The organism is Kitasatospora albolonga (assembly GCA_002082585.1).
GTDB classification, from domain to species: Bacteria; Actinomycetota; Actinomycetes; order Streptomycetales; family Streptomycetaceae; genus Streptomyces; species Streptomyces stephensoniae.
The window spans coordinates 7,985,402-8,007,314 of the sequence record CP020563.1 but is presented as its reverse complement, the minus strand read 5'-3'; the positions used below and the strand labels follow the sequence as shown (position 1 = coordinate 8,007,314).

Here is a 21,913-nt window from a genome sequence, read left to right as displayed (position 1 = left end):
CACCGAGGTCGCATCCACGCGGGGGCCACGGGCGGCAGGTGTGCCGACAGCGTCGTGACCGGCGTACGGGCCGGGCCGTACCGCGTGATGATCGCGGACCTCAGATGCGCAACGTCCACCTCTATCGGAGACAACAGGACGTGATCAGCGTACGGGAGGCCCGTGCGGGGCGTCGAGCGTTTTTCCGCGCGGTGCTGTCGGTGCTCAGCCGCTGAGCCGGGCGTCGGTGTTCAGCGGGGCGGCCGGGCGGCCGTTGCGGGGTGCGGGCACCTGGGCGGGCTCCGGGAGGAGCGGGGTGCGGCGGACGGCGAGCGTGGCGATGACGGCGGCGACCGCGGCGAGGGCGAACCCGTAGGGCGGGGTGGCTCCCGTGGGGTGGGTCTCGTACACGAGCGCCGCCGACAGGACGACGAGGACCGTGGTGACCCGGCCGTGCTGCTGGGTGGCGGCCACGACGACCAGCCCCCACAGGAGGTACCAGGGCTGCACCATGGGCGAGAGCGCGACCAGGACGAGCAGGGCCAGGCCCAGGGCGTGGACCGGGGGCAGATGGCCGTTCATCGACTTCCGGGCCAGGACGAGGATCAGGACGACGGCGACGGCCAGGCCGAGGGTCTGCACGGCGGACTTGACCGGTTCGGGGTCGGTGCCCAGGAGCAGGCGGCCCAGTTCGCCGAGGCCGAGACCGAGGTCGCTGACGACGGAGAGCGCGGTGTGGATGTTGCCCGCGACGCCCTGGGTCCTGAGCCAGCCGAAGCCGGTGCCGCTGACCAGCGTCGCGGACCCGGCCACGGCGCACGCGACGAGGCCCGGTGCGAGGAGCCCCTTGGCCCAGCGGCGGAGCTGCGGACCGGTCGCCGACGCGTGCACGGTGACACCGATGAACAGCAGTGACACGGCGGCCGGGGACTTGACCATCATCGCGAGCCCGACGAGGGCGCTGCCCGCGACCCAGCTGCCGCGCAGCGCGAGCACCAGCCCGGCCAGCATCAGGCCGATCATCAGACCGTCGTTGTGCATGCCCGCGACCACGTGCATCAGCAGGAGCGGGTTGAGCGCCCCCAGCCACAGGGCGCGGCTCTCGCTGCGGCCGTGCTCGCGGGCCAGTCGGCGCAGGGCCCAGACGATCAGGAGGAGCGAGGCGAGCGCGATGAGGCGCATCGCCAGGACGGCGGGCACGATCGTGCCGCCGGTCACCTTGGCCACGGCGGCGGAGAGCAGCAGGAAGAGGGGGCCGTACGGGGCCGGGGTGTCGCGCCAGTGGTTGCCGACGCTCGCCGCCGCGTCGCCGCCGATCCCGGCGGGGTCCAGGCTGGAGGGGCCGACGCTGTAGACGTCGTGGCCCTCGATGACCATCGCGCCCTGGGCGATGTAGCTGTAGACGTCGGCGCTGTAGAGCGGGGGCACGAGCAGGAACGGCGCCGTCCACCAGGCGAGGGTGACGAGCGTCTCGCGCACGGAGGAGGCGGTTCTGCCGTACTGCCACCAGGCGACGACGAGGACGGTCAGCCCGGTGTAGGCGAGGACGGCGGCGGCCGTCCGCACGGTGGGCCCGTGGTCGATCCACAGGCCCCAGGGGTCGTGGGCCGGCAGCTTTCCGGAGATCCAGCCGCCCGCTGCGGCGGCCAGGGCGCCTGCCGCGCCCAGCCGACGGTGTCCGACAGCACTCAAAGCCCACATGACCGGGAAATCTATCGGACGGTGTGACGGTCCTGTTCTCCTCCCCCGCCCAGCGGGGCCGGGGCTGGTCTCCCGTCCAGCGGGGCCGGGGCGGGTGCCTTGGGCAGCCGGGCGTGTGCCGCGGCGGTGCCCGGCGCGGCCTCCCCCGGAGAACGGGTCCCCCTCAGCGCACGTCTCCGCGCCAGTCCCACTGGTGGCCGTCGATCGAGCGGGGCCCGTACTCGGCACGGCCGCCCGGTCCGTAGGCGCCTATCTCGGTGACCAGCCCGGCCCCCTCGCGCAGGGCCTCGTCGCTCCAGCCGGTGACGTCCAGGAGCAGGCCGTCGAGCGGGCCGCCGACCAGTTCCCGGTAGTCGTGGCCCGGCCTCGGGCCGGGGTGCGGATCATCGTGATCGGTGCCGTACACCCGTCGCTGCCTCATCAGCTCGTCCATGCAGGCAGCATCCCACCGGCCACTGACAACGGCCCGGCGTGCGGGGCCATCCGGCCACCGGCCGGGCGTCGGGCCGGACGCCCTCGGCACCTGCCCGGAGCTCTCGAAAGGCCCCGGAGCCCTCGAAGCCCCCGGCAGGAAAGCGGATGCGGTCGGTGGACCCGTGTGGAAGGGTCCCGGCGGACCGGCCCCACGCGACGCGCACGTTCAGGAGCAGCCCCCCCGATGGTCACACCGCCACGCCTCGTCCCCCTGCTGGAGCAGTTCGACTTCGCCCGTGAGCGGCTCACCGGCCGTCTGGCGGGGCCTCTCATGGACAGCGGGAACGGTGTCCGGATCGGCGTCACCCCGCTCGGCGACGACGAGTACTTCTGGGAGCCCGTGCCGGACTGCTGGTCCGTCCGCCGCCGTGCGGCGGGGCCCGGGCCGCGTGCCACGGTGCTCGAAGGGCGCGGCGACTGGGGGCGCGACTCCGCGCGGTCGCCGCACCCTTTTCCGCCGCCGTTCACCACCATCGCCTGGCGGCTCAGCCATGTGAGCGAGATGCTGACGCTCCGCGCGGACCACACGGACGGCGGCCGCTCCCTGTCCCGGGCCGACCTCCCCGTCCCCGGCGACGCCGCCGGGGCGGTGGCGTCGTTCTCCGCCGCGGCGGACGCGTGGCGCACGGCGCTGCTCGGCGCGGACGATGCCGCTCTCGACACTGTCGGACACAGCGTCTATCCGTACGGCAGCGATGCCGAGGACCTGTTCGTCGATGTCGTCTGGTGGGTGAACCAGGAGATCCTGCACCACGGAGCCGAGATCGCCCTGCTCCGCGATCTGTACCGGGCCCGGCGGCCCTGAGGAGCCCCACGAAGTCGCCGCTGGGGGGTGCAGACCATATGATTCAGGGACTCACGCACCGCGGAGCAGCCCATGAACCGGCGTCGGACTCCCCGCTCAGTAAGCGCCGAGGACCTGCTCACCACGTTGCAGAGCCTCACTGCCCGCGCTCGGCGGGAGGTGGAATTCCACCAGGCCAGAGTGGAACTCGCGCAGGCCCTTCAGCGCGACATGCTTCCGGCGACCCTGCCCGCCCTCCCCGGTCTCCAGTCCGCCGCGCGGTACACGCCCGCCCGGGACGGCCTGGACATCGGCGGCGACTGGTACGACGGCTTCGCGCTCGCGGACGGTGCCCTCGGGTTCGCGATCGGTGACGTCCAGGGGCACGACGTGGAGGCGGCGGCCTTCATGGGGCAGGTGCGCATCGCCATGCGGGCGATCGCCGGTACGGTCTCCGACCCGGGCGAGGTGATGGGCCGGACCAACGACCTCCTGCTCTCGGTGGACTCCGGTCTCTTCGCGACCTGTACGTTCCTGCGGCTGGACCCGCGCACCTGGGAGCTGCACAGTGCGCGGGCCGGGCATGTGGCCAGCGTGTGGGCGACCGTGGACGGGCGGTCGGGCGTCACGGAGGACCCGGGGGGACTACCGCTGGGCATCCAGACGGGTGAGAGGTATCCGGTCACCCGGCGCACCCTGCACACCGAGGGCGCGATCGTGCTGCTCACCGACGGGGTGGTGGAGGGCCCGTCGCTGCTGATCGAGGACGGCCTGGACCGAGTGCGGCGGCTGGTGGCCGCGCATGCCGGGGCGAACGCGGACGAGCTGGCCGACGGTGTCCTGGGGGCGGCCGAGCTGACGGGGCACGAGGACGACGCGGCCGTGCTCGTACTGCGCCATGCTCCGGCCCGGGGGCGGTGACCGGGTGCCCCGGCGGCACGGCGACGGCGGTACGGGAACGGTGACGCGGGAACCGTAGGGGGCGTGTCACCGGCGGTCTCCCCCGCGCGGTCGGTGTCTGATGAGAGCTGTGATCCACAGCAAGGAAGCCAGACGTGGGGCCGTGTACGTGGCGCAGGTCCTGGGCGTGGCCGGCGCCTACTACCTGTCGGGACGGCTCGGGCTGACGCGCCAGGTGGTGGTGGACGGTGCCGTGGTCACCCCGCTCTGGCCGCCCACCGGGATCTCGCTCGCCGCCCTGCTGTACCTCGGGGCCCGGATCTGGCCGGGTATCGCCCTGGGAGCGCTCTTCACCGTCTCCGCCATCGGTGACGCGTTCACCATGTCCCGGCTGGGCATCGTCCTCGGCAACACCCTCGCGCCGCTCGCCGCCTACGCGCTGCTGCGCCGGGTGGGTTTCCGCGGCGAGCTGGCCAGGCTGCGGGACGGGGTCTGCCTGGTCTTCCTCGGCGCGTTCGCCGGGATGCTGATCAGCGCCACCGCCGGGAGCGTGACGCTGATGCTCGACGACAAGGTCCCCCCGGGACGGTTCTGGCTGGTCTGGTCGTCGTGGTGGGCCGGGGACGCCATGGGGGTCCTCGTGGTCACCCCCGTACTGCTGGTGCTGAGCCGGGTGCGGTGGCCCCGGCTGTCCGACCGGTGGCCGGAGGCGTGCCTCCTGGCGGTCGTCGTGGTCGCGGCGGGGCTCATCTCCACGAGGAGCTCGCTCTCGATGATCTATCTGGTGTTCCCGGTGATCATCTGGGCGGCGCTCCGCTTCCAGCTGCCCGGCAGCGCGCCGTGCGCCCTGGTGGTGTCGGTGCTGGCGATCACCGCCGGGACGGATGCGCTGGGCCCGTTCGCGGGGCACACGCTGATGGAGATCATGGCCAATCTGACCGTGCTCAACGGGTGCGTGGCGCTCACGGCGCTGCTGCTCGGGGCGATCGTGGCCGAGCACCAGAACATCCGCCGCGAAACGGAGCACGCGGTGGTGGAGCTGGAGGCGCTGGTGGAGCAGCTCGCGCCGCTGCCGGGACCGCCTTCGGGGCGGTACGACGACGAGCCGCCGCACTCCGGCCGGTGACGGGCCCGCCGCACTCGCTGGGTGCCGGTGCCCGGTCGCCGTACTCCGTTCAGTAGGGCAGTGGCCGCCCGGACGGAGTGCGCAGGTCGAGCGGGGGCGGCCCGGACGGGGGCGGGGGTCGACGGACAACGATGCGGATGCGGCCCATGGCCACCACCTCCTCCAGGTGACCGGTATCTGCCCAGCCCACGCGGGTTCACACTTCCGGGCTTCCGCGGTTCACCGCGCGACGGGCTCCGGGCGCTGCGCCGGGGCCGCGCGGATGCGGGCCGGGCCGGGTGCGGTGACCCTTGATGGGTGGGGGTGCAGAGGCGAGGAGGATCAGGCATGTCCGCACTGGACAAGATCAAGAAGATGTTCAAGGGCCATGAGGACCAGGCCGGGAAGGGCATCGACAAGGCGGGTGACATGGTCGACGACCGGACCAAGGGCAAGTACAGCGGTCAGGTCGACACCGCCCAGGACAAGCTCAAGCAGCAGTTCGGCACGGAGCGCGACCAGGACGGGCCGCCCCGCGCCTGAACGCGGCCGGTCGGCCGGCCCCTGTCCGCTCGCACCCGGTCCGTGCCACGGGTCACCCCTGTGGCACGGGCCGGGTGCGCTGTCCGTCCGGGTGCCGGGTGCTTCCTGAAGCCGGGTACTGAGCGCCGAGTGCTCCCTGAAGGACACGGGAGGTGCGGGAAGAAATCCGGGATGCTTATCCGATTCTTGTTATTGTCCGGCCCGCACCGCATCTCCCGAGTGTGGGAAGTGACAGCACCGGACCCCGGAAGAGTGAGCACAGCATGGGCAAGGATCACGGGACGGCCTTGATCGAGGCGGCGCGAAGCGGCGACCAGGGAGCCAAGGACCGGCTCGTCGCGTCGTATCTGCCGCTGCTGTACAACGTCGTCGGCCGGGCGTTGAACGGGCACGCGGACGTCGACGACGTGGTGCAGGAGACCGTGCTGCGCATGCTGCGCAGCCTGCCCGAGCTCCGTGATCCGGAGAGGTTCCGTTCCTGGCTGGTGGCGATAGCCATGAACGAGATACGCCGGCACTGGCGCGAGGGCCAGGCGGGGACGGTCTCCGCCGACCGGCTGGACGACGCCTACGACCTGCCCGACCCGCGCGCCGACTTCGTCGAGGTGACCATTCTGCGGCTCGGGCTGACCGGGCAGCGGCGTCAGGTGGCGGAGGCGACGCGGTGGCTGGACGAGGACGACCGCGCGTTGCTGTCGCTGTGGTGGCTGGAGACGGCGGGCCAGCTGTCGCGGGCCGAGGTCGCGGCGGCCATGGAGCTCTCCCCCCAGCACACGGCCGTACGCGTCCAGCGGATGAAGGCGCAGCTGGAGGCGGCCAGGGTCGTGGTGGGCGCGCTGGCGGCCGACCCGCCGTGCGTACTGCTGGAGGACATGACGGCGGGCTGGGACGGGGTCCCCTCCGCCCTGTGGCGCAAGCGGCTCGCCCGCCACGCCCGTGAGTGCACCGTCTGTTCGGGGCACGGCTCGGGGCTCGTGCCCGCGGAGGGGCTGCTGGTGGGTCTGGCGCTGGTCCCGGTGGCCGGGGCCGCCGCAGGCATGGTGGCCCCGGATCTCCTGCCGACGGCCGCGCACCTCACCGTGGCCCCCGAGTCCGGTGCGGGCCGCGCCGAGCGCAGGCGCGGCCAGGTACGGCGGCGGCGCCGCAACTCGGCCATCGCCGCCGTGGTGGCCGTCGCGGCGCTCGGTACCGGTGGCGCAGCCGTACACCTCTACACCGACGGCGAAGAGCGGGACGCGACGACCCTGAGCGCCGGGGCTCCGACGGAGAGCGCGACGGCCCCGCCCACGACGGCCGCCCCCTCCCCCACACCCACGCCGACGGCTCCTTCGCCGTCGGCCTCGGCCTCCTCCGCCTCCCCCTCGGCCAGCGCGTCCCCGTCGCCGACCCCTTCGCGTACGCCGAAGGCTTCCCCGACGAAGAGCACCCGGCCCCCCGCCCCGAGCTCGGCCGCCCCCGCCCCCAAGCCCCCGCCGCCGCCCGCACCGGCGCCCGCGCCCCCGGCGTCGGTGGGCGGCCAGGTCCTCCAGATCGTCAACGCCGAGCGGGCGAAGGAGGGCTGCGGTCCGGTGGCCTCCAACGACCTGCTGGCGACGGCGGCGCAGCGGCACTCCGCCGACATGGCGTCCCGGGACTACTTCTCGCACACCTCCCTGGACGGCACCAGCCCGGGCGACCGGATCACCGCGGCCGGATACCGGTGGAGCACCTACGGCGAGAACATCGCCAAGGGGCAGCGGACCGCGGCCGATGTGATGCAGGCGTGGATGGACAGTCCGGGGCACCGCGCGAACATCCTGAACTGCTCCTTCAAGGAGATGGGTATAGGGAAGGTGGACTCCGGGGGCGGCCCGGTGTGGACGCAGAAGTTCGGGGCGCGCTGAGCGGCACGCGGTGATCTTTCACCTGGTGGAAACGCGGCGGAAGCACCGCCTCCACCTCGCCGGTCCAGACTGACATCAGCGCCCGGGCCGACGGTGTCCTCCGGCGGATCGCCCCTCCCCTGTGGACCGGAGCCCGGTGGTGTCACCTCTCTTCCCCTTCGCCGTCCGGCCGTTGCCGCCCTGGCTCGGCCATGTACTGCGTACGCAGCGCGGACCCGTCCGTGGCGGGGCGGTGCTGCGCGGGGCGCTCGCCATGGTCCCGCTGCTCGTCGCGGTGCTCGCCGACCGGCCGACGGCGGGTGTTCCGGCGGCGCTGGGGGCGATGTTCGCCGGGATCAACGACCGGCCGGGCGGGCGGCGCTCCTCCGTGTCGCGGGTGGGGGTCCCCGCGCTGGCGGGCGCCGCCGGGCTGCTGGCCGGTTCGCTGCTCCCGGCGGCCGGTCCGCCGGGGGCGGGGGTGTTCGTGCTGCCGGTGCTGCTCGGTGCGCTGGGGCTCCTGGCGGGGGCGCTCAGCGCGACTGGGCCCGTGGCTTCGGCGTGCGGTACGCAGCTGCTGGTCGCGGCCGTGATCGGGGCCGGTATGCCGCTCCCGGAGTCCGGCGGGGAGCGGGCGCTGCTGTTCCTGGCGGGGGCGGGGTGGGCGTTGTCGCTGCGGCTGGTGCTGCCCTCGCACCGGCGGACCGGTGGCCCTTTCCGGTACGACGGTGAGCGCGAGGCGGTCGCCGGGGTGTACGCGGCGGTGGCCGGGCTGCTGAGCGCGGCGGGCGGTCCGGAGGCTCCGGCCCGCCGGGCGGCGCTCACGGCGGCGCTCGACCAGGCGCAGGACGCCCTGTCGGGCCCCCGGCTGCGGCGGTACGCGAGCTCGGCGGCGGAGCGGCGGCTGCATGCCCGGTACGCGGCGGCGCTTCCGCTGGCCGAGGCGGCGACGGCGCTGGCCTGGGCCGGTGAGGTGTTGCCCGGCCGGGTCGCGGAGGGGCCTCGGCGGCTGGCGCACGCGGTGCGTACGGGGAGCGCGTGCGGGCCGCTGCCCGCGCCGGTGCGTTCCGGTGCGGGGCTGCGCGCCCTGGACGACGCCCTGCTGGCGGCCGCGGATGCCTTCGACCGCCGGGACGGGCAGTCGCTGCGGACCGTGCGCGGGCGCCCGGGGCTCGGTCCTCCGCTGCGCCGGGCCCTCGGCCCCGCGGGGCGGGAGTACGGGGTCCGGGTGGCGCTGTGCTGCGGGGTGAGTGCGGCGGTGGCGCTGGCCCTGGAGCATGAGCACTGGTACTGGATGCCCGCCACGGCGGTGTTCCTGGTGAAGCCGGATCTCGGGCCGCTCGTCTCCCGGGTGCTCAGCCGGGCGGCGGGGACGGTCGTGGGCGCCGCCGTGTTCGCGGGGTTCGCCGGGGCTGCCGGGTTGTCCGCGGTGGTGGCCGGTCCGCTGCCCGCGGTCGTAGCCGTGGCTCTGTGCGGGGCGCTGATCCCGGTCGCCGCCCGGCACTTCGCGGCCCAGACCGCGGTCGTCACGGTGCTCGTGCTCTGCCTCGTCGTGCTGGCGGGCGAGCCGCAGGCCGCCTGGGGCCGGGTGGTGGAGTCGCTGACGGCCTGCGCGATCGTGCTGCTGGTGGGGCATCTGCCGCTGCCCGGGCGGCGGGGCCACGGGGTGCGGGAGGCGGTGGACACGGCGGTGGCGGCCGGGCACCGGTATCTGCGGCATGTGCTGGCCCGCCCCCAGGACGGCCCGGGGCGGGGGGTGCTGCGCCGCGACGCCTACCGTTCGCTCGCCGCGGCGCGGGCCGCGCTGGATCTCTCGGCGGCCGAACTTCCGCCGGTCGCGGGGCACACGGCCGGTTTCGAGGCGGTGGCCGGTGCGCTGGAGCGGCTCGTGGACACGACGACGGCCTGTGCGGTCCATCTCGGCGACCGGGCGGCCGGGCTGCCCCCGTCGCACGCGGAGCGGCTGGCGGCGCAGCTGGCGGATCTCGAGGCGGCGCACCGGGCGTCCGCGCGCTCCGGGGTGCTGGTGTGAGGGCCCGTCCGGCGGACCTTCTACGATGCGTTCATGATCGCTGAGTTGCAGTGCGTGGTGCTCGACTGCCGGAACCCGGGGGAAATGGCCGCTTTCTACGCGTCGCTGCTCGGCGGGGAGGTCGACCGGCCCGACCGGCGGTGGGCCCTGGACGACGACTGGTCCACCGTGCACTCGGCCGGGCTCGTGCTGGCCTTCCAGCGGGTCCCGGACCACCGGCCGCCCCGGTGGCCGGGGCAGGAGCCGTCCCAGCAGATCCACCTGGACCTCGCCGTGACCGATCTGGACGGCGCCCACGAACAGGTGCTCGCGCTGGGGGCGTCCCTGCTCGACGGGGGTGAGGGGCGGCGCGGCTGGCGCGTCTACGCCGATCCCGCCGGGCACCCTTTCTGTCTCGTACGGCACTGACGTCTCTCGTACGCGTCTCTCGTACGCCGTCCCTTCGGGTGCGGCCGGGACCCGGTGCGGGGCCGCACCGGGTCCCGGCCGGCTCAGCGCAGGAGCAGAGCCAGCGACGTACCGACGCAGGTGACCGCGCCCACGGACACGATCGAGAGTGCGACGCAGCGCGCCCGGAGCCGTTCGTAGCGCCGGGTGTACTCCCCGCGCAGTTCGGCCGCCCGGTCGCGGACGCGGGTGAGGGACTCGCGGGAGACCGCGACCCGGTCGGTGAGGTAGACGCGCTCCACGTCCTCGCGCTGGGCGGTGGTGAGCCAGGGCAGTTCGTCGGTGAAGCGGCGGGCCTGCCGCCGTGCCCTCTCGACCTCGGCGTTCCACAGCAGATAGCCCTCCAGCTGGGCCAGGCCGCGGGCGCTGTCCTTGTCGGGTTTCACGCGTCCTCCTCTCGTCGGGCCGTCCGGGTCGGGGTGGAGCGGGCTCACTCCTGTTTGTCCCCCGGTGCCACGGTGGCGGAGGCGTCGGGCCGGTTGGCGGCCTCGTCGAGCACGCGCACCGAGGGGTGGTGCAGGTCGAACGCCGGGGATTCGGAGCGAATCCGCGGCAGGGTGACGAAGTTGTGGCGCGGCGGCGGGCAGGAGGTCGCCCATTCCAGGGAACGGCCGTAGCCCCAGGGGTCGTCGACCTCGATCTTCTTGCCGTACTTGGCGGTCTTCCAGACGTTGTAGAAGAACGGCAGGAGGGAGAGGCCGAGCACGAAGGATGCGATCGTGGAGATCGTGTTCAGTGCGGTGAAGCCGTCGGCGGCGAGATAGTCGGCGTAGCGGCGGGGCATTCCCTCGGCACCGAGCCAGTGCTGCACCAGGAAGGTGCCGTGGAATCCGACGAACAGCGTCCAGAAGGTGATTTTACCGAGCCGCTCGTCGAGCATCTTTCCGGTGAACTTGGGCCACCAGAAGTGGAATCCGGCGAACATCGCGAAGACCACCGTGCCGAAGACCACGTAATGGAAGTGTGCGACGACGAAGTACGAGTCCGAGACATGGAAGTCCATCGGCGGCGAGGCGAGAATGATGCCGGTGAGGCCGCCGAAGAGGAAGGTGACCAGGAATCCGATCGCCCAGAGCATCGGGGTCTCGACGGAGATCGAGCCTTTCCACATCGTGCCGATCCAGTTGAAGAACTTCACTCCGGTCGGCACCGCGATGAGGAAGGTCATGAAGGAGAAGAACGGCAGCAGGACCGCTCCGGTGACGAACATGTGGTGCGCCCAAACGGTCGCGGAGAGTCCCGCGATGGCGATGGTGGCGGCGACCAGGCCGATGTAGCCGAAGACCGGTTTCCGGCTGAACACCGGGAAGATCTCGGTGACGATCCCGAAGAACGGCAGGGCGATGATGTACACCTCGGGGTGGCCGAAGAACCAGAAGAGATGCTGCCACAGCAGCGCGCCGCCGTTGGCCGGGTCGAAGACGTGGGCGCCGAACTTGCGGTCCGCCTCCAGGGCCAGCAGGGCGGCGGCCAGGACCGGGAAGGCCAGCAGGACCAGAACACCGGTCAGCAGGACGTTCCAGGTGAAGATCGGCATGCGGAACATCGTCATGCCGGGGGCGCGCATGCAGATGATCGTGGTGATGAAGTTAACCGAGCCGAGGATCGTACCGAAGCCGGAGAAGGCCAGACCCATGATCCACATGTCGGCGCCGATGCCCGGCGAGCGGACCGCGTCGTTCAGCGGGGCATAGGCGAACCAGCCGAAGTCGGCGGCGCCCTGCGGGGTGAGGAACCCGGCCACCACGATGAGCGAGCCGAAAAGATACAGCCAGTACGCGAACATGTTCAGCCGCGGGAACGCCACGTCGGGCGCGCCGATCTGGAGCGGCATGATCCAGTTCGCGAACCCGGCGAACAGCGGCGTCGCGAACATCAGCAGCATGATCGTGCCGTGCATCGTGAACGCCTGATTGAACTGCTCGTTCGAAATCAGCTGGGTTCCGGGGCGCGCCAGTTCGGCGCGCATCACCAGGGCCAGCAGCCCTCCCACGCAGAAGAAGGCGAAGGAGGTGACGAGGTAGAGCGAGCCGATCGTCTTGTGGTCCGTGGACGTCATCCACTTGACGACGACGCTCCCCGGCTCCTTGCGCCGTACCGGAAGTTCGTCCCCTTCGGCGGCATCGGTCTCCACCGTTTGCGAGATGCCCCTCGTCGTCACTGCGACGCTCCTTCGGTCAACGGCCCGTGTGGACTCGGCGACCAGGATGGACCCGCGGCGATCGGTCCGGTGGGACATCCTTCCCCGTCCCGCGCGAGCGCCCGGCAAGGACACTCAAATGGCCCACACCGGCCCGGCGGGTGCGGGAAGTCTCCGGCGGGGCCCGGACCAGGGCTTCGGGCGCTCCGCGAGGTGCTGCGCATCCACCGAACGGTGGATGGGCGAATCAACCCCTGTGCGAACTCCTCGGTCGATGCGGCGGGGTGCGGTGCGCTCGTAACTTCGCGGTATGACCGCACTGGACGTACGGAATCTGCATAAACGCTACGGGCGGCACATTGCCGTCGACGACGTCTCCTTCACCGTCGAGGAGGGGGAGATCTTCGGCATCATCGGGCCCAACGGCGCCGGCAAGACGACCACCGTCGAGAGCATCGCCGGGCTGCGAACGCCGGACTCCGGTTCGGTCTCGGTGCTGGGGCTCGACCCGGTCGAGGACCGGGCGGAGGTGCGTGAGCGGCTCGGCGTGCAACTGCAGGAGAGCAGCCTCCCGGACGCGATCAAGGTCGCCGAAGCCCTGGAGCTCTACGGCTCCTTCTACCGCAACCCCGCCGACCGGCGCGAGCTCATGGAGCTCCTCGGTCTCGCAGAGAAGCGCGACACGCGGTACAAGGCTCTCTCGGGCGGGCAGAAGCAGCGGCTTTCGATCGCGCTCGCCCTGGTCGGCGGTCCGAAGGTCGCGATTCTCGACGAGCTCACGACGGGACTGGACCCGCAGGCCAGGCGCGACACCTGGAGCCTCATCGAGCGGGTCCGCGACACGGGCGTCACGGTCCTCCTCGTCACGCACTTCATGGATGAGGCGGAGCGCCTCAGCGACCGGATCGCCGTCATCGACGGCGGCCGGGTCGCCGCAGTGGATACGCCCGAGGGGCTGATCGCGCGGTCGAGCGCGGTGCAGCGGGTCCGGTTCCGGGTGAGCCAACCGCTGGACAGGAACGTCCTGGCCGGGCTTCCCGATGTGACCGGTGTCGAGAACACCGAGGGCCGCTGGCTGGTCACCGGCAGGGGGCAGCTTCTGAGCGGCGTCGCGGGGGCTCTCGCCAGGGCGCGGGTCGTGGCGGAGGATCTCCGCGTCGACCGGCGCGACCTCGACGACGCGTTCGTGGCCTTCACGGGCCGCGCCCCGAAGTCCCCGGAACCCCCGGAGAGGAGGGCCGGCTGATGCATGCTCTTCTGAAGACGGCCGAGGTCGAGACGAGACTCTTCCTCCGGGAGTCCGCCACCGTCGTTTTCGGTGTGCTGTTCCCGGCGGGACTCCTGCTCGGGCTGGGTGCCGTCCCGGCGCTCAGGGAGTCGTCGCCGGAAACCGGCGGGCTCCGGTCCATCGACATCTGGGCGCCGACCGCCCTGGTGTTCGGGATGGTGATGATCGCCGTGCAGCACGTCCCGGCGGTCATCGCGACGTACCGTGAGCGCGGCATCCTGCGCAGGCTGTCGACCACTCCCGTGCATCCGCGGAGTGTCCTGCTCGCGCAGATGGCGGTCGCGTTCGCCTCCGTGGTCGTCTCCGCGGTGCTCATGATCCTCCTCGCGTGGGCGGTGCTGGACATCGCGCCGCCCGAGCGGCCCCTGGAGTTCGCCGTCGCCTTCGTCGTCGGCTATGCGGCACTGCTCGGGCTCGGTCTGGTCTCGGCGGCCGTGGCCCGCACGAGCAGTGCCGCGAACCAGGCCGGTACGCTCCTGTTCGTCGCGCTGATGTTCTTCGGCGGGGCCTTCCTGCCCCGTGTGCTCATGCCCGATGTGCTGCGCGAGGCCGGTGAGTTCATACCGCCCGGGCTCCAGGCCCTCACCACGGCGTGGTCCGCCGAAGCGGGCGAGGTCACCGCCACCGCCGGTGGGCAGCCCTTCTGGCTGCAGATCGCCATAATGGCGGGTATCGCGGTGACCGCGAGCGCGCTCGCCGCCAAGCTCTTCCGCTGGGAGTAGATGCCGATGACGCGGGATGCCGGGGCCGGTGGGCGCCCGGGCCCCGGGACGCGCGAGTCCGCCATCGCGGAAGAGGCGGAGAGCGTGAACCGCTCCCGGCTGGCCTGGAAGAAGGAGCAGCTGCGGGTCTGGGACCTTCTGCAGCTGATCACGCCGTGGCTGCTGCTGACGGTCTCGACGGCGGTCTACTTCGCGTGGGCGCTTCCGGGCTCCGGTGAACGTTTCCGGCCCGAGGGCGCGTTCGTCCTCGGTCTGGTCGCGGTCTCGGTGCTGTGGGTGCTGTTCGGCCATACGCTGCCCATCAGGAGGAGGACGCTCCGGCCCGTGTCTGCGGGCGTCTTCTTCGTCGGGCTGCTGGCGCTGTGCGTCACCCTGATGACGTACTCCGGCATCTTCCTCGTCTTCACCGTCGCGGGCTTCTTCCACGCGTATCTGCTCAGGCCGTGGCCGGTGGGGGTGCTCGGGGTCCTGGCCACCTCCGTGGCCCTCAACGGCTCGGCGATGCGCGTGTGGGCGGACCCGGCCCCGGACGTCCTCGCGGAGTTCGTCCTGATCGTCGCCGTGCAGACCGCGGCGATCGGGGTGGGAATCCTGCTGACGGCGCGGAGCGAACCGGAGGAACGCAGGCGGGAGGAGCTCGTCGAGCGGCTGGAGGCGGCCCTCCACGAGAACGCCGGACTCCATGCGCAACTGGTCGCCCAGGCCCGTGAATCCGGGGCGCAGGACGAGCGGCAGCGCCTGGCGGGCGAGATCCACGACACGCTGGCCCAGGGTCTCGCCGGAATCATCACCCAGCTCCAGGCGGCGGAGCGTTCCGCGCGTGTGCGGGGCGGGACGGAGGAGCACGTCACGCGTGCGCTCCGGCTCGCACGCAGCAGTCTGACCGAGGCCAGACGGTCCGTACGGGCGCTCGCCCCGCAGGAACTCGGGCGGGCCCGCCTCCCCGACGCGCTGCGCACGTTGACCGAGCGCTGGTCGGAGGAGCAGGGGGTCGAAGCGCGGGTGGAGGTCACCGGCGCCCGGGAGCCGCTGAGCCCGGCGATCGAGGTGTCGCTCTTCCGGGTGGCGCAGGAGTCGCTGACCAATGTGGCGAAGCACGCGGGGGCCTCGCGCGTCGGTGTCACGCTGTCGTACACGGGCACCGAGGTGCTGCTGGACGTACGGGATGATGGACGAGGGTTCGCGGAGGGCGACGGCACCGGCTTCGGCCTGACGAGCATGCGCCAGCGCATCAGAGGGGTCGGCGGTCACCTAGAGATGCAGAGCGCACCGGGTGAAGGGACGTCCGTCAGCGCGCGCGTTCCGGCGATCGCCCCCGGAGGCATGGGAGCGGAGGGGGAGACCGACCGATGATCCGACTGGTGGTGGTCGACGACCATCCGATCGTACGAGGCGGTCTGCGCGACACCTTCGCGGACGCCGAGGACATGGTCGTGGTCGGTGAGGCCGGGGACGGCGCCGAGGGCGTCGAACGCGCGAAGCTGCTGGCGGCGGATGTCGTGCTCATGGACCTCCGGATGCCCGTGATGGACGGCGTCGCCGCGACCGCGGCCCTGCGCGAGTCGGCCCCGAACACCCGGGTGCTGGTCCTGACCACCTTCGACAGCGAGAGCGACGTCCTGCCGGCGATCGAGGCGGGCGCGATCGGATACCTGCTGAAGGACGCCCTGCCCGAGGAGCTGATGCGCGCCGTCCGTGCGGCCGCGCGCGGGGAGTCGGTGCTCGCGCCGTCGGTGACGCAGCACCTCATGGGGCAGGTCCGGAGGCCCGGCGCCGGAACACTGACCGATCGGGAGAAGGAGGTGCTGCAACTGGTCGCGAACGGCAGTTCGAACCGGGAGGCCGCTGCGGCGCTGTTCATCGGCGAAGCGAGCGTCAAGACCCATCTGCAGCACATCTACGGCAAACTCGGCGTCCGCGACCGGGCCTCGGCGGTGGCCGAGGGCTACCGCCGCCGTCTGCTCACCTGATGCCCCGTCGCCGGCCACCGCACGGCAGGATCGCCACGAACGGCATAACCCCCGGAATAGTCCCCCGGGGAGCGAAGTTGGTGAATCGGCAGCACCACTTCCTCCCCATCCCGGACTCATCGGAAGGTCGGATCTCATGAAGATCGGCATTATCGGCGCGGGCAATATCGGCGGCAATCTGACGAGGCGCCTGACCGCCCTCGGACACGAGGTGTCGGTGGCCAACTCCCGTGGCCCCGAGACCCTGACCGCCCTGGCCGAGGAGACCGGAGCCACTCCGGTGACCGCGTCCGAGGCGGCACGGGACGCCCGTGTCGTCGTCGTGACCGTCCCGCTGAAGGCCGTACCCGACCTGCCCGCGGGGTTCCTGGACGCGGCGGCGGAAGGCGCGGTGGTCATCGACACCGGGAACTACTACCCGCGGCAACGCGACGGCCGGATCGCGGCCATCGAGGACGGGCTGCCGGAGAGCCGGTGGACCGAGCGGCAGATCGGCCACCCCGTGATCAAGGCGTTCAACGGGACGTACGCGCAGGACATCCTGGACCGGGGGCGTCCGCAGGGCAGCCCCGGCAGGCAGGCGCTCCCGGTGGCCGGGGACGACGCGGCGGCCAAGCGGACCGTCCGCGACCTCATCGACGAGCTCGGCTTCGACACGGTCGACGCGGGCGGCCTGGACGAGTCGTGGCGTCAGCAGCCGGGGACGCCGGTGTACGGCAACCAGGGCGATGCCGACACCGTCGTGAAGGCGCTGGCGGAGGCGTCGCCGGAGCGTACGGCGGAGTGGCGCGCCTGAGCGGGGGCGCGGAGGCGGGAGGGGTCTGAGGACCCGTCCATCAGGCCCCTCCCCGGGCGGGCCGCTCAGACCACCCCCGTGACCGTCACCCGTACCGAGACCGACGGCTCGGCGCGGACCGCGGCCAGCGTCGCGGCGTGCACGGCGCGGGTGACGTCGAGGGCGCGGTGGCCGCGCCGCAGGACGAGGCGGATGTCGATGTGCCAGGCGCCGGTCGCCCCGTCCCGGCTCACCCGTACCCCCTGTGCCCGTGCGCCGGGCCCTGTGGCCGGACGCGGCGCCCGGTCGGCGACCCGCGTCCGCAGCAGGTCCACGACGCCGGGGCGCAGGAAGGCGACGCCGGGGACGTCCTGGGCGGCCCCGGCCGCCGCTTCGGCGAGCCGGTCCCGGAGTGTGTCCGTGGTCATCGCGCCGCTCCTCCCCTGCCGTGGCCGCTTCCGCCGTCCTCTTCCTCCAGGATGTCCACGACCCGCACGTCGGCCGCTCCGAGGCGGATGCCGATGTCCCGGTCGGCGGCCTCGGCGATCCGTACGCGTACGGCGTCGGCCACGTCCGGCAGGGACCGGCCCAGGCTCGCCGCGACCTCGACGCGTACATGGACGGGGCCCGTCGGGTCGGCCGGGTCGAGCGGGGCGATCCGGCAGCTCCCGGCCCGTACCCCGGGCAGCGCGTCGACCGCCGCCCGCAGCAGCCGTGCCGCCGTGGCCTCGACGATCCAGTGGTCCTCCTCCGGTTCCCCGAGGGGGAGCGGGCGGCCGGGGCGCAGTTCGAGCCGGACGAGGTCCATCACACGGGCCGTGACCGCGGCCGTGGCCGCTTCGGGGAAGCCGGGCTCCTCGGCGCAGGTACGGCGTACGGCATCGCCCAGTCCGGTGAGTTCCGCCAGGGCCGCCGAGCAGTGCGGGCAGGACGCCAGGTGGGGGTCGGCGGCTGTCCGGCCGGTGTCCCAGGCGTCCCAGACATCGCTCAGCAGGCGCCCGCAGGCGAGCCGTTCCTCCTCTTCGTACCGGCCCTCTTCCGGCCGGCCGGGGTTGGCGCTCATCGCCATGCGCTCATCGCCTCCGTCAGGTAGCGGCGGGCACGGAAGACCCGGCCGCGGACCGCCTGCAGACTGATTCCGACCGTTTCCGCAATGCTCTCGTACGACAGTCCCTGCATCTCCCGGAGCACCCAGCAGACACGCTGCTCGGGCGAGAGGCCGGCCATCGCCTCGGCCAGCGCGTCGGCCGCGGCCCGCGACTCGACGGCGCGTACGGGGGATGCCTGGTGCTCCGGGGCGGCCTGCTCGGGAACCGAATCGAGGTCGGCCGCCGGTCTGCGCGACCTGAGCCGGTTGAGGCAGCGGTTGGTGACGATGCGGTGGAGCCATGTGTGGAACGAGGCGTCCCGGCGGAACTCGGGGAGTTTGCGCCAGGCGCTGACGAAGGCGTCCTGAACGGCGTCCTCCGCGTCCGCCCGGTCCCCCAGGAGCCGCACCGCGAGTTGCAGCATGGCGGGGCTGTGCCGCCGTACCAGCGTCTCGAACGCGTCCTCGTCGCCCTCCCCGGCCCGTACGACCAGCAGCGCCTCGTCGGTCCGGGCGCCCTCCGGCGCCCGTTCCGTCATCTGATTCCCGTCGCCGGGCACGGACCAGCCCCTCCCTCAGTCGGTCGCACGACACCTTCTCGGTGCTGCGGGTCCTGTCGGTCTTCTTCCGTCGTCTTCTTCTGTTCTCTTCTGCCGTCGCGGTCTTCTCTTGGACACCCGGTACGGCGAAACGTCACGCACTGGTGTGCCCCCGGTCGCGCTGTCCGATCGGGAATCGGCGAAAAGTTTCCGGGAACCCGCGTGACGAATCGGCGGACAGCGTGTCCAACGAGATGTCAGGCAGAACGAGCCGAGCGATGTGCGAGGAGTTTCCATGACCACCACCCAGACAGCCGCAGCCGTTCCCGCCGCCGACACACGGGCGGGCGCGGGCGGGCCGAAGCAGAACCGTGGGACCGACGGCACGACGACCGTGGGGCACGGGACCACCGGGGCGTCCGAGCCCGCGGCGACCCGGGGCCGTACGTCGATCGCCGACACCGTCGTCGTGAAGATCGCGGGGATGGCGGCCCGGGAGATTCCGGGCGTGTACGACATGGGCGGCGGCCTCTCCCGCACGATCGGCGCGGTGCGCGACCGCGTGCCGGGCGGCCGGCCGAACGTCGGACGGGGCGTCAAGGTCGAGGTGGGCGAGCGGCAGACGGCCATCGATCTGGACCTCGTCGTCGAGTACGGCGTCGCGATCACCGATGTGGCGCGGGACGTGCGCGAGAACGTCATCGCGGCGGTGGAGCGGACGACGGGCCTGGAGGTCGTCGAGGTCAATGTGACCGTGAACGACGTGCACCTGCCCGAGGACGACGACGAGGCCGCCGTGACCGAGACCCGCGTGGCGTGACGGCGTGACATCGAGGGTGGAAGGGCCCGGCCCGGCGGACGGTGTGCCGGGCCGGGGCGTGCTCGGGGCGGCGGCGGGCATGGCGCTGGGGTTCGCGGGCTGGTTCGGCGGGTTCGGGGCGTTCCTCGTGGTCGGCGCGCTCGGCGCCCTGGGCTGGTTCGCCGGGCGGCTCGTGGACGAGGGCACCGGTCTGCAGGAGTTCCTCGACTCGCTTGCGGGGAGGCGGCGGTGACGGTGCCCGCCGGTGAACGCGGTACGACGACGGTGGCCCCGCGTGCGGTCCGGCGGATCGCCGAGCGGGCCGCCGCCGAGGCGCTGCCCGACGGTGGGTCGGTGCTCCGGGGTTCGGCCGCCGTGCGCGGGGCCTCCGCGCGGATCGCGGTCGGGGTGCGGCTGCCCTATCCGGTGCGGGCCGACGAGGCCGCGCGGCGGGTCCGGGAGCGGGCGGCGACCCGGACGGCCACCCTGACCGGGCTGTCCGTGCCGCGCGCCGAGGTCCGTGTCGACGCGCTGTCGCCCGGCGCTCCGACGGCGGCCCTGGATGCCGTGGAGGCGGCCAACAGCCCGGGCGACGGCAAGGGCGGTTCCGGCCCGCGGATCAGGGCGCGGCGCCGCGTTCCCGCGGCGGTGCTGGCGGCCGTGGGAGCCGTGGCGTGCGGGCTTGTGCTGGTGGATGTGGTCGCGGTCCGGTTCGGCGAAGCCCCGGCCGGGTGGCGTACGGCGGTGCTCGACTGGGCGTCGGGCCACGGTCCGGCGGACACCGCCGTACGGCTCGGCGGAGCGGTCGCGGCCCTGGTGGGCGCGTGGCTGCTGGGCTGCGCGCTCCTGCCGGGGCTGCGGCGGCGGCTGCGGATGGCGGCGCCCGCCCCGGACGTACGGGCGGCGCTCGACCGTACGGCGGCGGCCCGCGTCCTGCGGGAACGGGCCCTCGGCGTCCCCGGGGTGGTCCACGCCCGGGTGAGCGTGCGGCGCCGACGGGCGAGGGTCCTGGCCGGTGTGGGGTACGGCGACCCGGACGAGGTACGCGCCGAGGCCGTCCGGGTACTGGGCGCGAGCCTGCCGGAGCTGGGTCTGGCCCGTACGCCCGTTCTACGGGTCCGGGTACGGGTACGGCGCGAGGCGGGCGGGTACGGCCGGGCGCCGCAGGAGCTCACGGGGGTCAGGTCACCGGGCGCGGGCATGTCCGGGGTGCCCGAGGAGTCCGGGGCGCGGGACGAGCCGCGGGACGGCGGAGCCCGGGAGCTGCACGGGGAAGGGGCTGTCAGCAGGCCCCGGGACGGAGGCGGGGCGTGAGCGGCGGTGTGGGAGGCAGGTCGGTGATCGGGCGTGGCGCGGTGAACCGGGTGCTGCTCGGAACGGTCGGCCTGGCCCTGCTGGGCGGCGGGACCCTGCTGGCCGTCGGGGACGGTTCGGGGCTGGGCCGGGCGGGGCGCGAAGTGCCGGGCTGGTGGTCCGGGCGCGCGGCCGAAAGGGTGCTGCTGGATCGCGGCGGGCTGGCCCGGCTGCGGGAGAGCGGGTGGTGGACGCCTGTGGTGATCGTGGCGCTCACCCTCGTACTGGCATTGTCGGTCCGGTGGTTCGCGGCCCAGGTGTCGACGGCCGGTCCCCGGTGGGTCGGTCTGCGGGGTGCCGGTCTCACGCTGCGGCGGCGGGCGTGGGAGCGGGCGATGACCTCGCAGGCGGCCGGGGTCGACGGTGTGGCGCGCGCCCGGGTACGGCTGGCGGGCCGGCCGCTGCGGGCGTCGGTGACGCTGGTCGTGGAGCCCGAGGCGCGGCCCGCGGAAGTGGTGCGCCGGGTGGCCGCCGGGGTCGTCGAGGACGCGCGTCGCTGCGCGGGCGTACGCGATCTCCCGGCCGATGTACGGGTGCGGGTGGCGAACCGGCGGGAGCGGCGGGCCCGGTGACCTGGGTGCCGGGGCTCTGGTGCCGGGGGAGGTCTGGTGCAGAGGGGCTGGTGCCGGGGGATCTGGTGCAGAGGTTCTGGTGCCAGGAGGCTCGAATGCCGGGGGGCTCGGATGCCCAGGCTCCGATGCGGGGCCCTGGTGTGCTCCCGCGTCTCCACAGACGTAGCTACTCGTGAGTAAGGTGTGGGCCCGGGATGTCGGCGCCACGGTCCGTCCGGCCCCGGGTACGGCCCGACGACGACCGTGGACAAGGAGTTGCGCCATGCCCCGCACCATGTCCGTGGCGGACAGCATCGTCATCGACGCGCCTCCGGCACAGGTGTACGACCGGCTCAGCGACCCCACCACGATGGGCCGGTGGAGCCCCGAGAACCGGGGAGCGACCGTCCGGGGTGAGCGGCGCGACGCGTACGTCGGCATGGTCTTCGAGGGCCGGAACAAGCGCGGCGCCATGAGCTGGACGACCCGCTGCACCGTGACGGCGGCCGACCCGGGTGAGCGCTTCGCCTTCCGGGTCCACGCCATCGGCCTGCGGCGGCCCCGGCTTCCCGGGCCGATCGCCACCTGGGAGTACCGCTTCGAAGCGGTGGACGGCGGGACCCGGGTGACGGAGACCTGGACCGACGACCGGCGTTCCTGGCCGGACTTCCTGGCGGGCGCTTTCGATCGCGTCGCGACGGGCGGGAAGACCTTCGCCCAGTTCCAGCGCGGCAACATCCGGACCACCCTCAAGCGTCTCAAGGCCGCCGTGGAGGAGGACTTCCGGGGAGCGGTCTGAACCATGCCGCCGCGCACGTCCCGCTCCGGCCGCCGGGCGGTGTCACTGCCCCGGTGCACACTGGGC

Annotated in this window: 23 protein-coding genes and 1 pseudogene; 17 read left to right on the top strand and 7 right to left on the bottom strand. The window is 73.1% G+C overall.

Features of this window, described 5'->3' with window-relative positions; all coding sequences use genetic code 11:
* Positions 1 to 121 precede the first annotated feature (121 nt).
* Positions 122 to 1,680 (bottom strand): annotated as a pseudogene (locus tag B7C62_34825) (hypothetical protein).
* A 163-nt stretch (positions 1,681 to 1,843) separates the two neighbouring features.
* Positions 1,844 to 2,113: a hypothetical protein gene (locus tag B7C62_34820; protein ID ARF76890.1), complete on the bottom strand. Its 270-nt coding sequence runs from the start codon at positions 2,111 to 2,113 to the stop codon at positions 1,844 to 1,846.
* A 225-nt stretch (positions 2,114 to 2,338) separates the two neighbouring features.
* On the opposite strand from B7C62_34820, the gene B7C62_34815 reads away from it, so the two are divergent.
* From B7C62_34815 to B7C62_34785, 7 genes are all read left to right on the top strand, one after another.
* Positions 2,339 to 2,959, top strand: a complete 621-nt coding sequence (locus B7C62_34815) for a hypothetical protein (GenBank protein ARF76889.1) — start codon at positions 2,339 to 2,341, stop codon at positions 2,957 to 2,959.
* Between the two features lie 72 nt (positions 2,960 to 3,031).
* Entirely contained in the window at positions 3,032 to 3,859 is an 828-nt protein-coding gene (locus tag B7C62_34810) for a serine/threonine protein phosphatase (GenBank protein ID ARF76888.1), read from the top strand.
* Between the two features lie 100 nt (positions 3,860 to 3,959).
* Positions 3,960 to 4,964, top strand: coding sequence for a hypothetical protein (locus tag B7C62_34805; protein ARF76887.1), 1,005 nt, complete (start codon positions 3,960 to 3,962; stop codon positions 4,962 to 4,964).
* Positions 4,965 to 5,291: 327 nt separating this feature from the next.
* Positions 5,292 to 5,486, top strand: coding sequence for a kanamycin biosynthetic protein (locus B7C62_34800; protein ARF76886.1), 195 nt, complete (start codon positions 5,292 to 5,294; stop codon positions 5,484 to 5,486).
* Positions 5,487 to 5,749: 263 nt separating this feature from the next.
* The gene (locus tag B7C62_34795) at positions 5,750 to 7,369 is read left to right on the top strand and encodes an RNA polymerase (GenBank protein ID ARF76885.1); all 1,620 of its coding nucleotides are present in this window, start codon (positions 5,750 to 5,752) and stop codon (positions 7,367 to 7,369) included.
* Positions 7,370 to 7,601: 232 nt separating this feature from the next.
* Positions 7,602 to 9,377 (top strand): hypothetical protein, encoded by a 1,776-nt coding sequence (locus B7C62_34790; GenBank protein ARF77521.1) that lies wholly within the window; start codon positions 7,602 to 7,604, stop codon positions 9,375 to 9,377.
* A 33-nt stretch (positions 9,378 to 9,410) separates the two neighbouring features.
* The gene (locus tag B7C62_34785) at positions 9,411 to 9,785 is read left to right on the top strand and encodes a glyoxalase (GenBank protein ARF76884.1); all 375 of its coding nucleotides are present in this window, start codon (positions 9,411 to 9,413) and stop codon (positions 9,783 to 9,785) included.
* 83 nt (positions 9,786 to 9,868) lie between these two features.
* On the opposite strand, the gene B7C62_34780 is transcribed toward B7C62_34785, so the two are convergent.
* Positions 9,869 to 10,210: a hypothetical protein gene (locus B7C62_34780; protein ID ARF76883.1), complete on the bottom strand. Its 342-nt coding sequence runs from the start codon at positions 10,208 to 10,210 to the stop codon at positions 9,869 to 9,871.
* 44 nt (positions 10,211 to 10,254) lie between these two features.
* On the bottom strand, positions 10,255 to 11,985 hold the full coding sequence (locus B7C62_34775; GenBank protein ID ARF76882.1) for a cytochrome c oxidase subunit I: 1,731 nt from the start codon (positions 11,983 to 11,985) through the stop codon (positions 10,255 to 10,257).
* A 289-nt stretch (positions 11,986 to 12,274) separates the two neighbouring features.
* Between B7C62_34775 and B7C62_34770 the strand changes: the two genes are divergently transcribed.
* The 5 genes from B7C62_34770 to B7C62_34750 all read left to right on the top strand — a co-directional run bounded on the left by B7C62_34770 (position 12,275) and on the right by B7C62_34750 (position 16,740).
* Complete coding sequence (locus B7C62_34770) at positions 12,275 to 13,210, top strand: multidrug ABC transporter ATP-binding protein (protein ARF76881.1); 936 nt, start codon at positions 12,275 to 12,277, stop codon at positions 13,208 to 13,210.
* A complete protein-coding gene (locus B7C62_34765; GenBank protein ARF76880.1) occupies positions 13,210 to 13,974 on the top strand; it encodes an ABC transporter in 765 nt (254 codons plus the stop codon). Before B7C62_34770 ends, B7C62_34765 begins: the two co-directional genes overlap by 1 nt.
* A 6-nt stretch (positions 13,975 to 13,980) precedes the next feature.
* Complete coding sequence (locus tag B7C62_34760) at positions 13,981 to 15,327, top strand: hypothetical protein (protein ID ARF77520.1); 1,347 nt, start codon at positions 13,981 to 13,983, stop codon at positions 15,325 to 15,327.
* Entirely contained in the window at positions 15,324 to 15,944 is a 621-nt protein-coding gene (locus B7C62_34755; protein ARF76879.1) for a DNA-binding response regulator, read from the top strand. The genes B7C62_34760 and B7C62_34755 overlap by 4 nt, the downstream gene beginning before the upstream one ends.
* A gap of 136 nt (positions 15,945 to 16,080) precedes the next feature.
* Positions 16,081 to 16,740, top strand: a complete 660-nt coding sequence (locus tag B7C62_34750; protein ID ARF76878.1) for an NADP oxidoreductase — start codon at positions 16,081 to 16,083, stop codon at positions 16,738 to 16,740.
* Positions 16,741 to 16,805: 65 nt separating this feature from the next.
* Here B7C62_34750 and B7C62_34745 read toward each other — a convergent pair whose 3' ends face one another.
* Genes B7C62_34745 through B7C62_34735 form a run of 3 tightly spaced genes read right to left on the bottom strand, consistent with a single transcriptional unit; the run spans position 16,806 to position 18,345 of the window.
* The gene (locus B7C62_34745; GenBank protein ID ARF76877.1) at positions 16,806 to 17,147 is read right to left on the bottom strand and encodes a hypothetical protein; all 342 of its coding nucleotides are present in this window, start codon (positions 17,145 to 17,147) and stop codon (positions 16,806 to 16,808) included.
* On the bottom strand, positions 17,144 to 17,788 hold the full coding sequence (locus B7C62_34740; protein ARF76876.1) for a hypothetical protein: 645 nt from the start codon (positions 17,786 to 17,788) through the stop codon (positions 17,144 to 17,146). The genes B7C62_34745 and B7C62_34740 overlap by 4 nt, the downstream gene beginning before the upstream one ends.
* Positions 17,779 to 18,345, bottom strand: a complete 567-nt coding sequence (locus B7C62_34735; protein ID ARF76875.1) for an RNA polymerase subunit sigma-70 — start codon at positions 18,343 to 18,345, stop codon at positions 17,779 to 17,781. The genes B7C62_34740 and B7C62_34735 overlap by 10 nt, the downstream gene beginning before the upstream one ends.
* 295 nt (positions 18,346 to 18,640) lie before the next feature.
* On the opposite strand from B7C62_34735, the gene B7C62_34730 reads away from it, so the two are divergent.
* The 5 genes from B7C62_34730 (at position 18,641) to B7C62_34710 (ending at position 21,847) form a co-directional block, all read left to right on the top strand.
* Complete coding sequence (locus B7C62_34730; protein ID ARF76874.1) at positions 18,641 to 19,165, top strand: alkaline-shock protein; 525 nt, start codon at positions 18,641 to 18,643, stop codon at positions 19,163 to 19,165.
* 4 nt (positions 19,166 to 19,169) lie between these two features.
* The gene (locus B7C62_34725) at positions 19,170 to 19,397 is read left to right on the top strand and encodes a hypothetical protein (GenBank protein ARF76873.1); all 228 of its coding nucleotides are present in this window, start codon (positions 19,170 to 19,172) and stop codon (positions 19,395 to 19,397) included.
* A complete protein-coding gene (locus tag B7C62_34720) occupies positions 19,394 to 20,458 on the top strand; it encodes a DEAD/DEAH box helicase (GenBank protein ID ARF76872.1) in 1,065 nt (354 codons plus the stop codon). The genes B7C62_34725 and B7C62_34720 overlap by 4 nt, the downstream gene beginning before the upstream one ends.
* An 8-nt stretch (positions 20,459 to 20,466) precedes the next feature.
* The gene (locus tag B7C62_34715; GenBank protein ARF77519.1) at positions 20,467 to 21,069 is read left to right on the top strand and encodes a hypothetical protein; all 603 of its coding nucleotides are present in this window, start codon (positions 20,467 to 20,469) and stop codon (positions 21,067 to 21,069) included.
* Between the two features lie 262 nt (positions 21,070 to 21,331).
* On the top strand, positions 21,332 to 21,847 hold the full coding sequence (locus B7C62_34710; protein ARF76871.1) for a polyketide cyclase: 516 nt from the start codon (positions 21,332 to 21,334) through the stop codon (positions 21,845 to 21,847).
* The last annotated feature ends 66 nt before the right edge of the window (positions 21,848 to 21,913 follow it).

Excerpts from the sequence above, each read along its gene's own strand:
- B7C62_34820 (ARF76890.1), bottom strand. The coding sequence starts at position 2,113 with ATGGACGAGCTGATGAGGCAGCGACGGGTGTACGGCACCGATCACGAT.
- B7C62_34815 (ARF76889.1), top strand. The coding sequence starts at position 2,339 with ATGGTCACACCGCCACGCCTCGTCCCCCTGCTGGAGCAGTTCGACTTC.
- B7C62_34810 (ARF76888.1), top strand. The coding sequence starts at position 3,032 with ATGAACCGGCGTCGGACTCCCCGCTCAGTAAGCGCCGAGGACCTGCTC.
- B7C62_34805 (ARF76887.1), top strand. The coding sequence starts at position 3,960 with ATGAGAGCTGTGATCCACAGCAAGGAAGCCAGACGTGGGGCCGTGTAC.
- B7C62_34800 (ARF76886.1), top strand. The coding sequence starts at position 5,292 with ATGTCCGCACTGGACAAGATCAAGAAGATGTTCAAGGGCCATGAGGAC.
- B7C62_34795 (ARF76885.1), top strand. The coding sequence starts at position 5,750 with ATGGGCAAGGATCACGGGACGGCCTTGATCGAGGCGGCGCGAAGCGGC.
- B7C62_34785 (ARF76884.1), top strand. The coding sequence starts at position 9,411 with ATGATCGCTGAGTTGCAGTGCGTGGTGCTCGACTGCCGGAACCCGGGG.
- B7C62_34770 (ARF76881.1), top strand. The coding sequence starts at position 12,275 with ATGACCGCACTGGACGTACGGAATCTGCATAAACGCTACGGGCGGCAC.
- B7C62_34765 (ARF76880.1), top strand. The coding sequence starts at position 13,210 with ATGCATGCTCTTCTGAAGACGGCCGAGGTCGAGACGAGACTCTTCCTC.
- B7C62_34760 (ARF77520.1), top strand. The coding sequence starts at position 13,981 with ATGACGCGGGATGCCGGGGCCGGTGGGCGCCCGGGCCCCGGGACGCGC.
- B7C62_34755 (ARF76879.1), top strand. The coding sequence starts at position 15,324 with ATGATCCGACTGGTGGTGGTCGACGACCATCCGATCGTACGAGGCGGT.
- B7C62_34750 (ARF76878.1), top strand. The coding sequence starts at position 16,081 with ATGAAGATCGGCATTATCGGCGCGGGCAATATCGGCGGCAATCTGACG.
- B7C62_34745 (ARF76877.1), bottom strand. The coding sequence starts at position 17,147 with ATGACCACGGACACACTCCGGGACCGGCTCGCCGAAGCGGCGGCCGGG.
- B7C62_34740 (ARF76876.1), bottom strand. The coding sequence starts at position 17,788 with ATGGCGATGAGCGCCAACCCCGGCCGGCCGGAAGAGGGCCGGTACGAA.
- B7C62_34735 (ARF76875.1), bottom strand. The coding sequence starts at position 18,345 with ATGACGGAACGGGCGCCGGAGGGCGCCCGGACCGACGAGGCGCTGCTG.
- B7C62_34730 (ARF76874.1), top strand. The coding sequence starts at position 18,641 with ATGACCACCACCCAGACAGCCGCAGCCGTTCCCGCCGCCGACACACGG.
- B7C62_34710 (ARF76871.1), top strand. The coding sequence starts at position 21,332 with ATGCCCCGCACCATGTCCGTGGCGGACAGCATCGTCATCGACGCGCCT.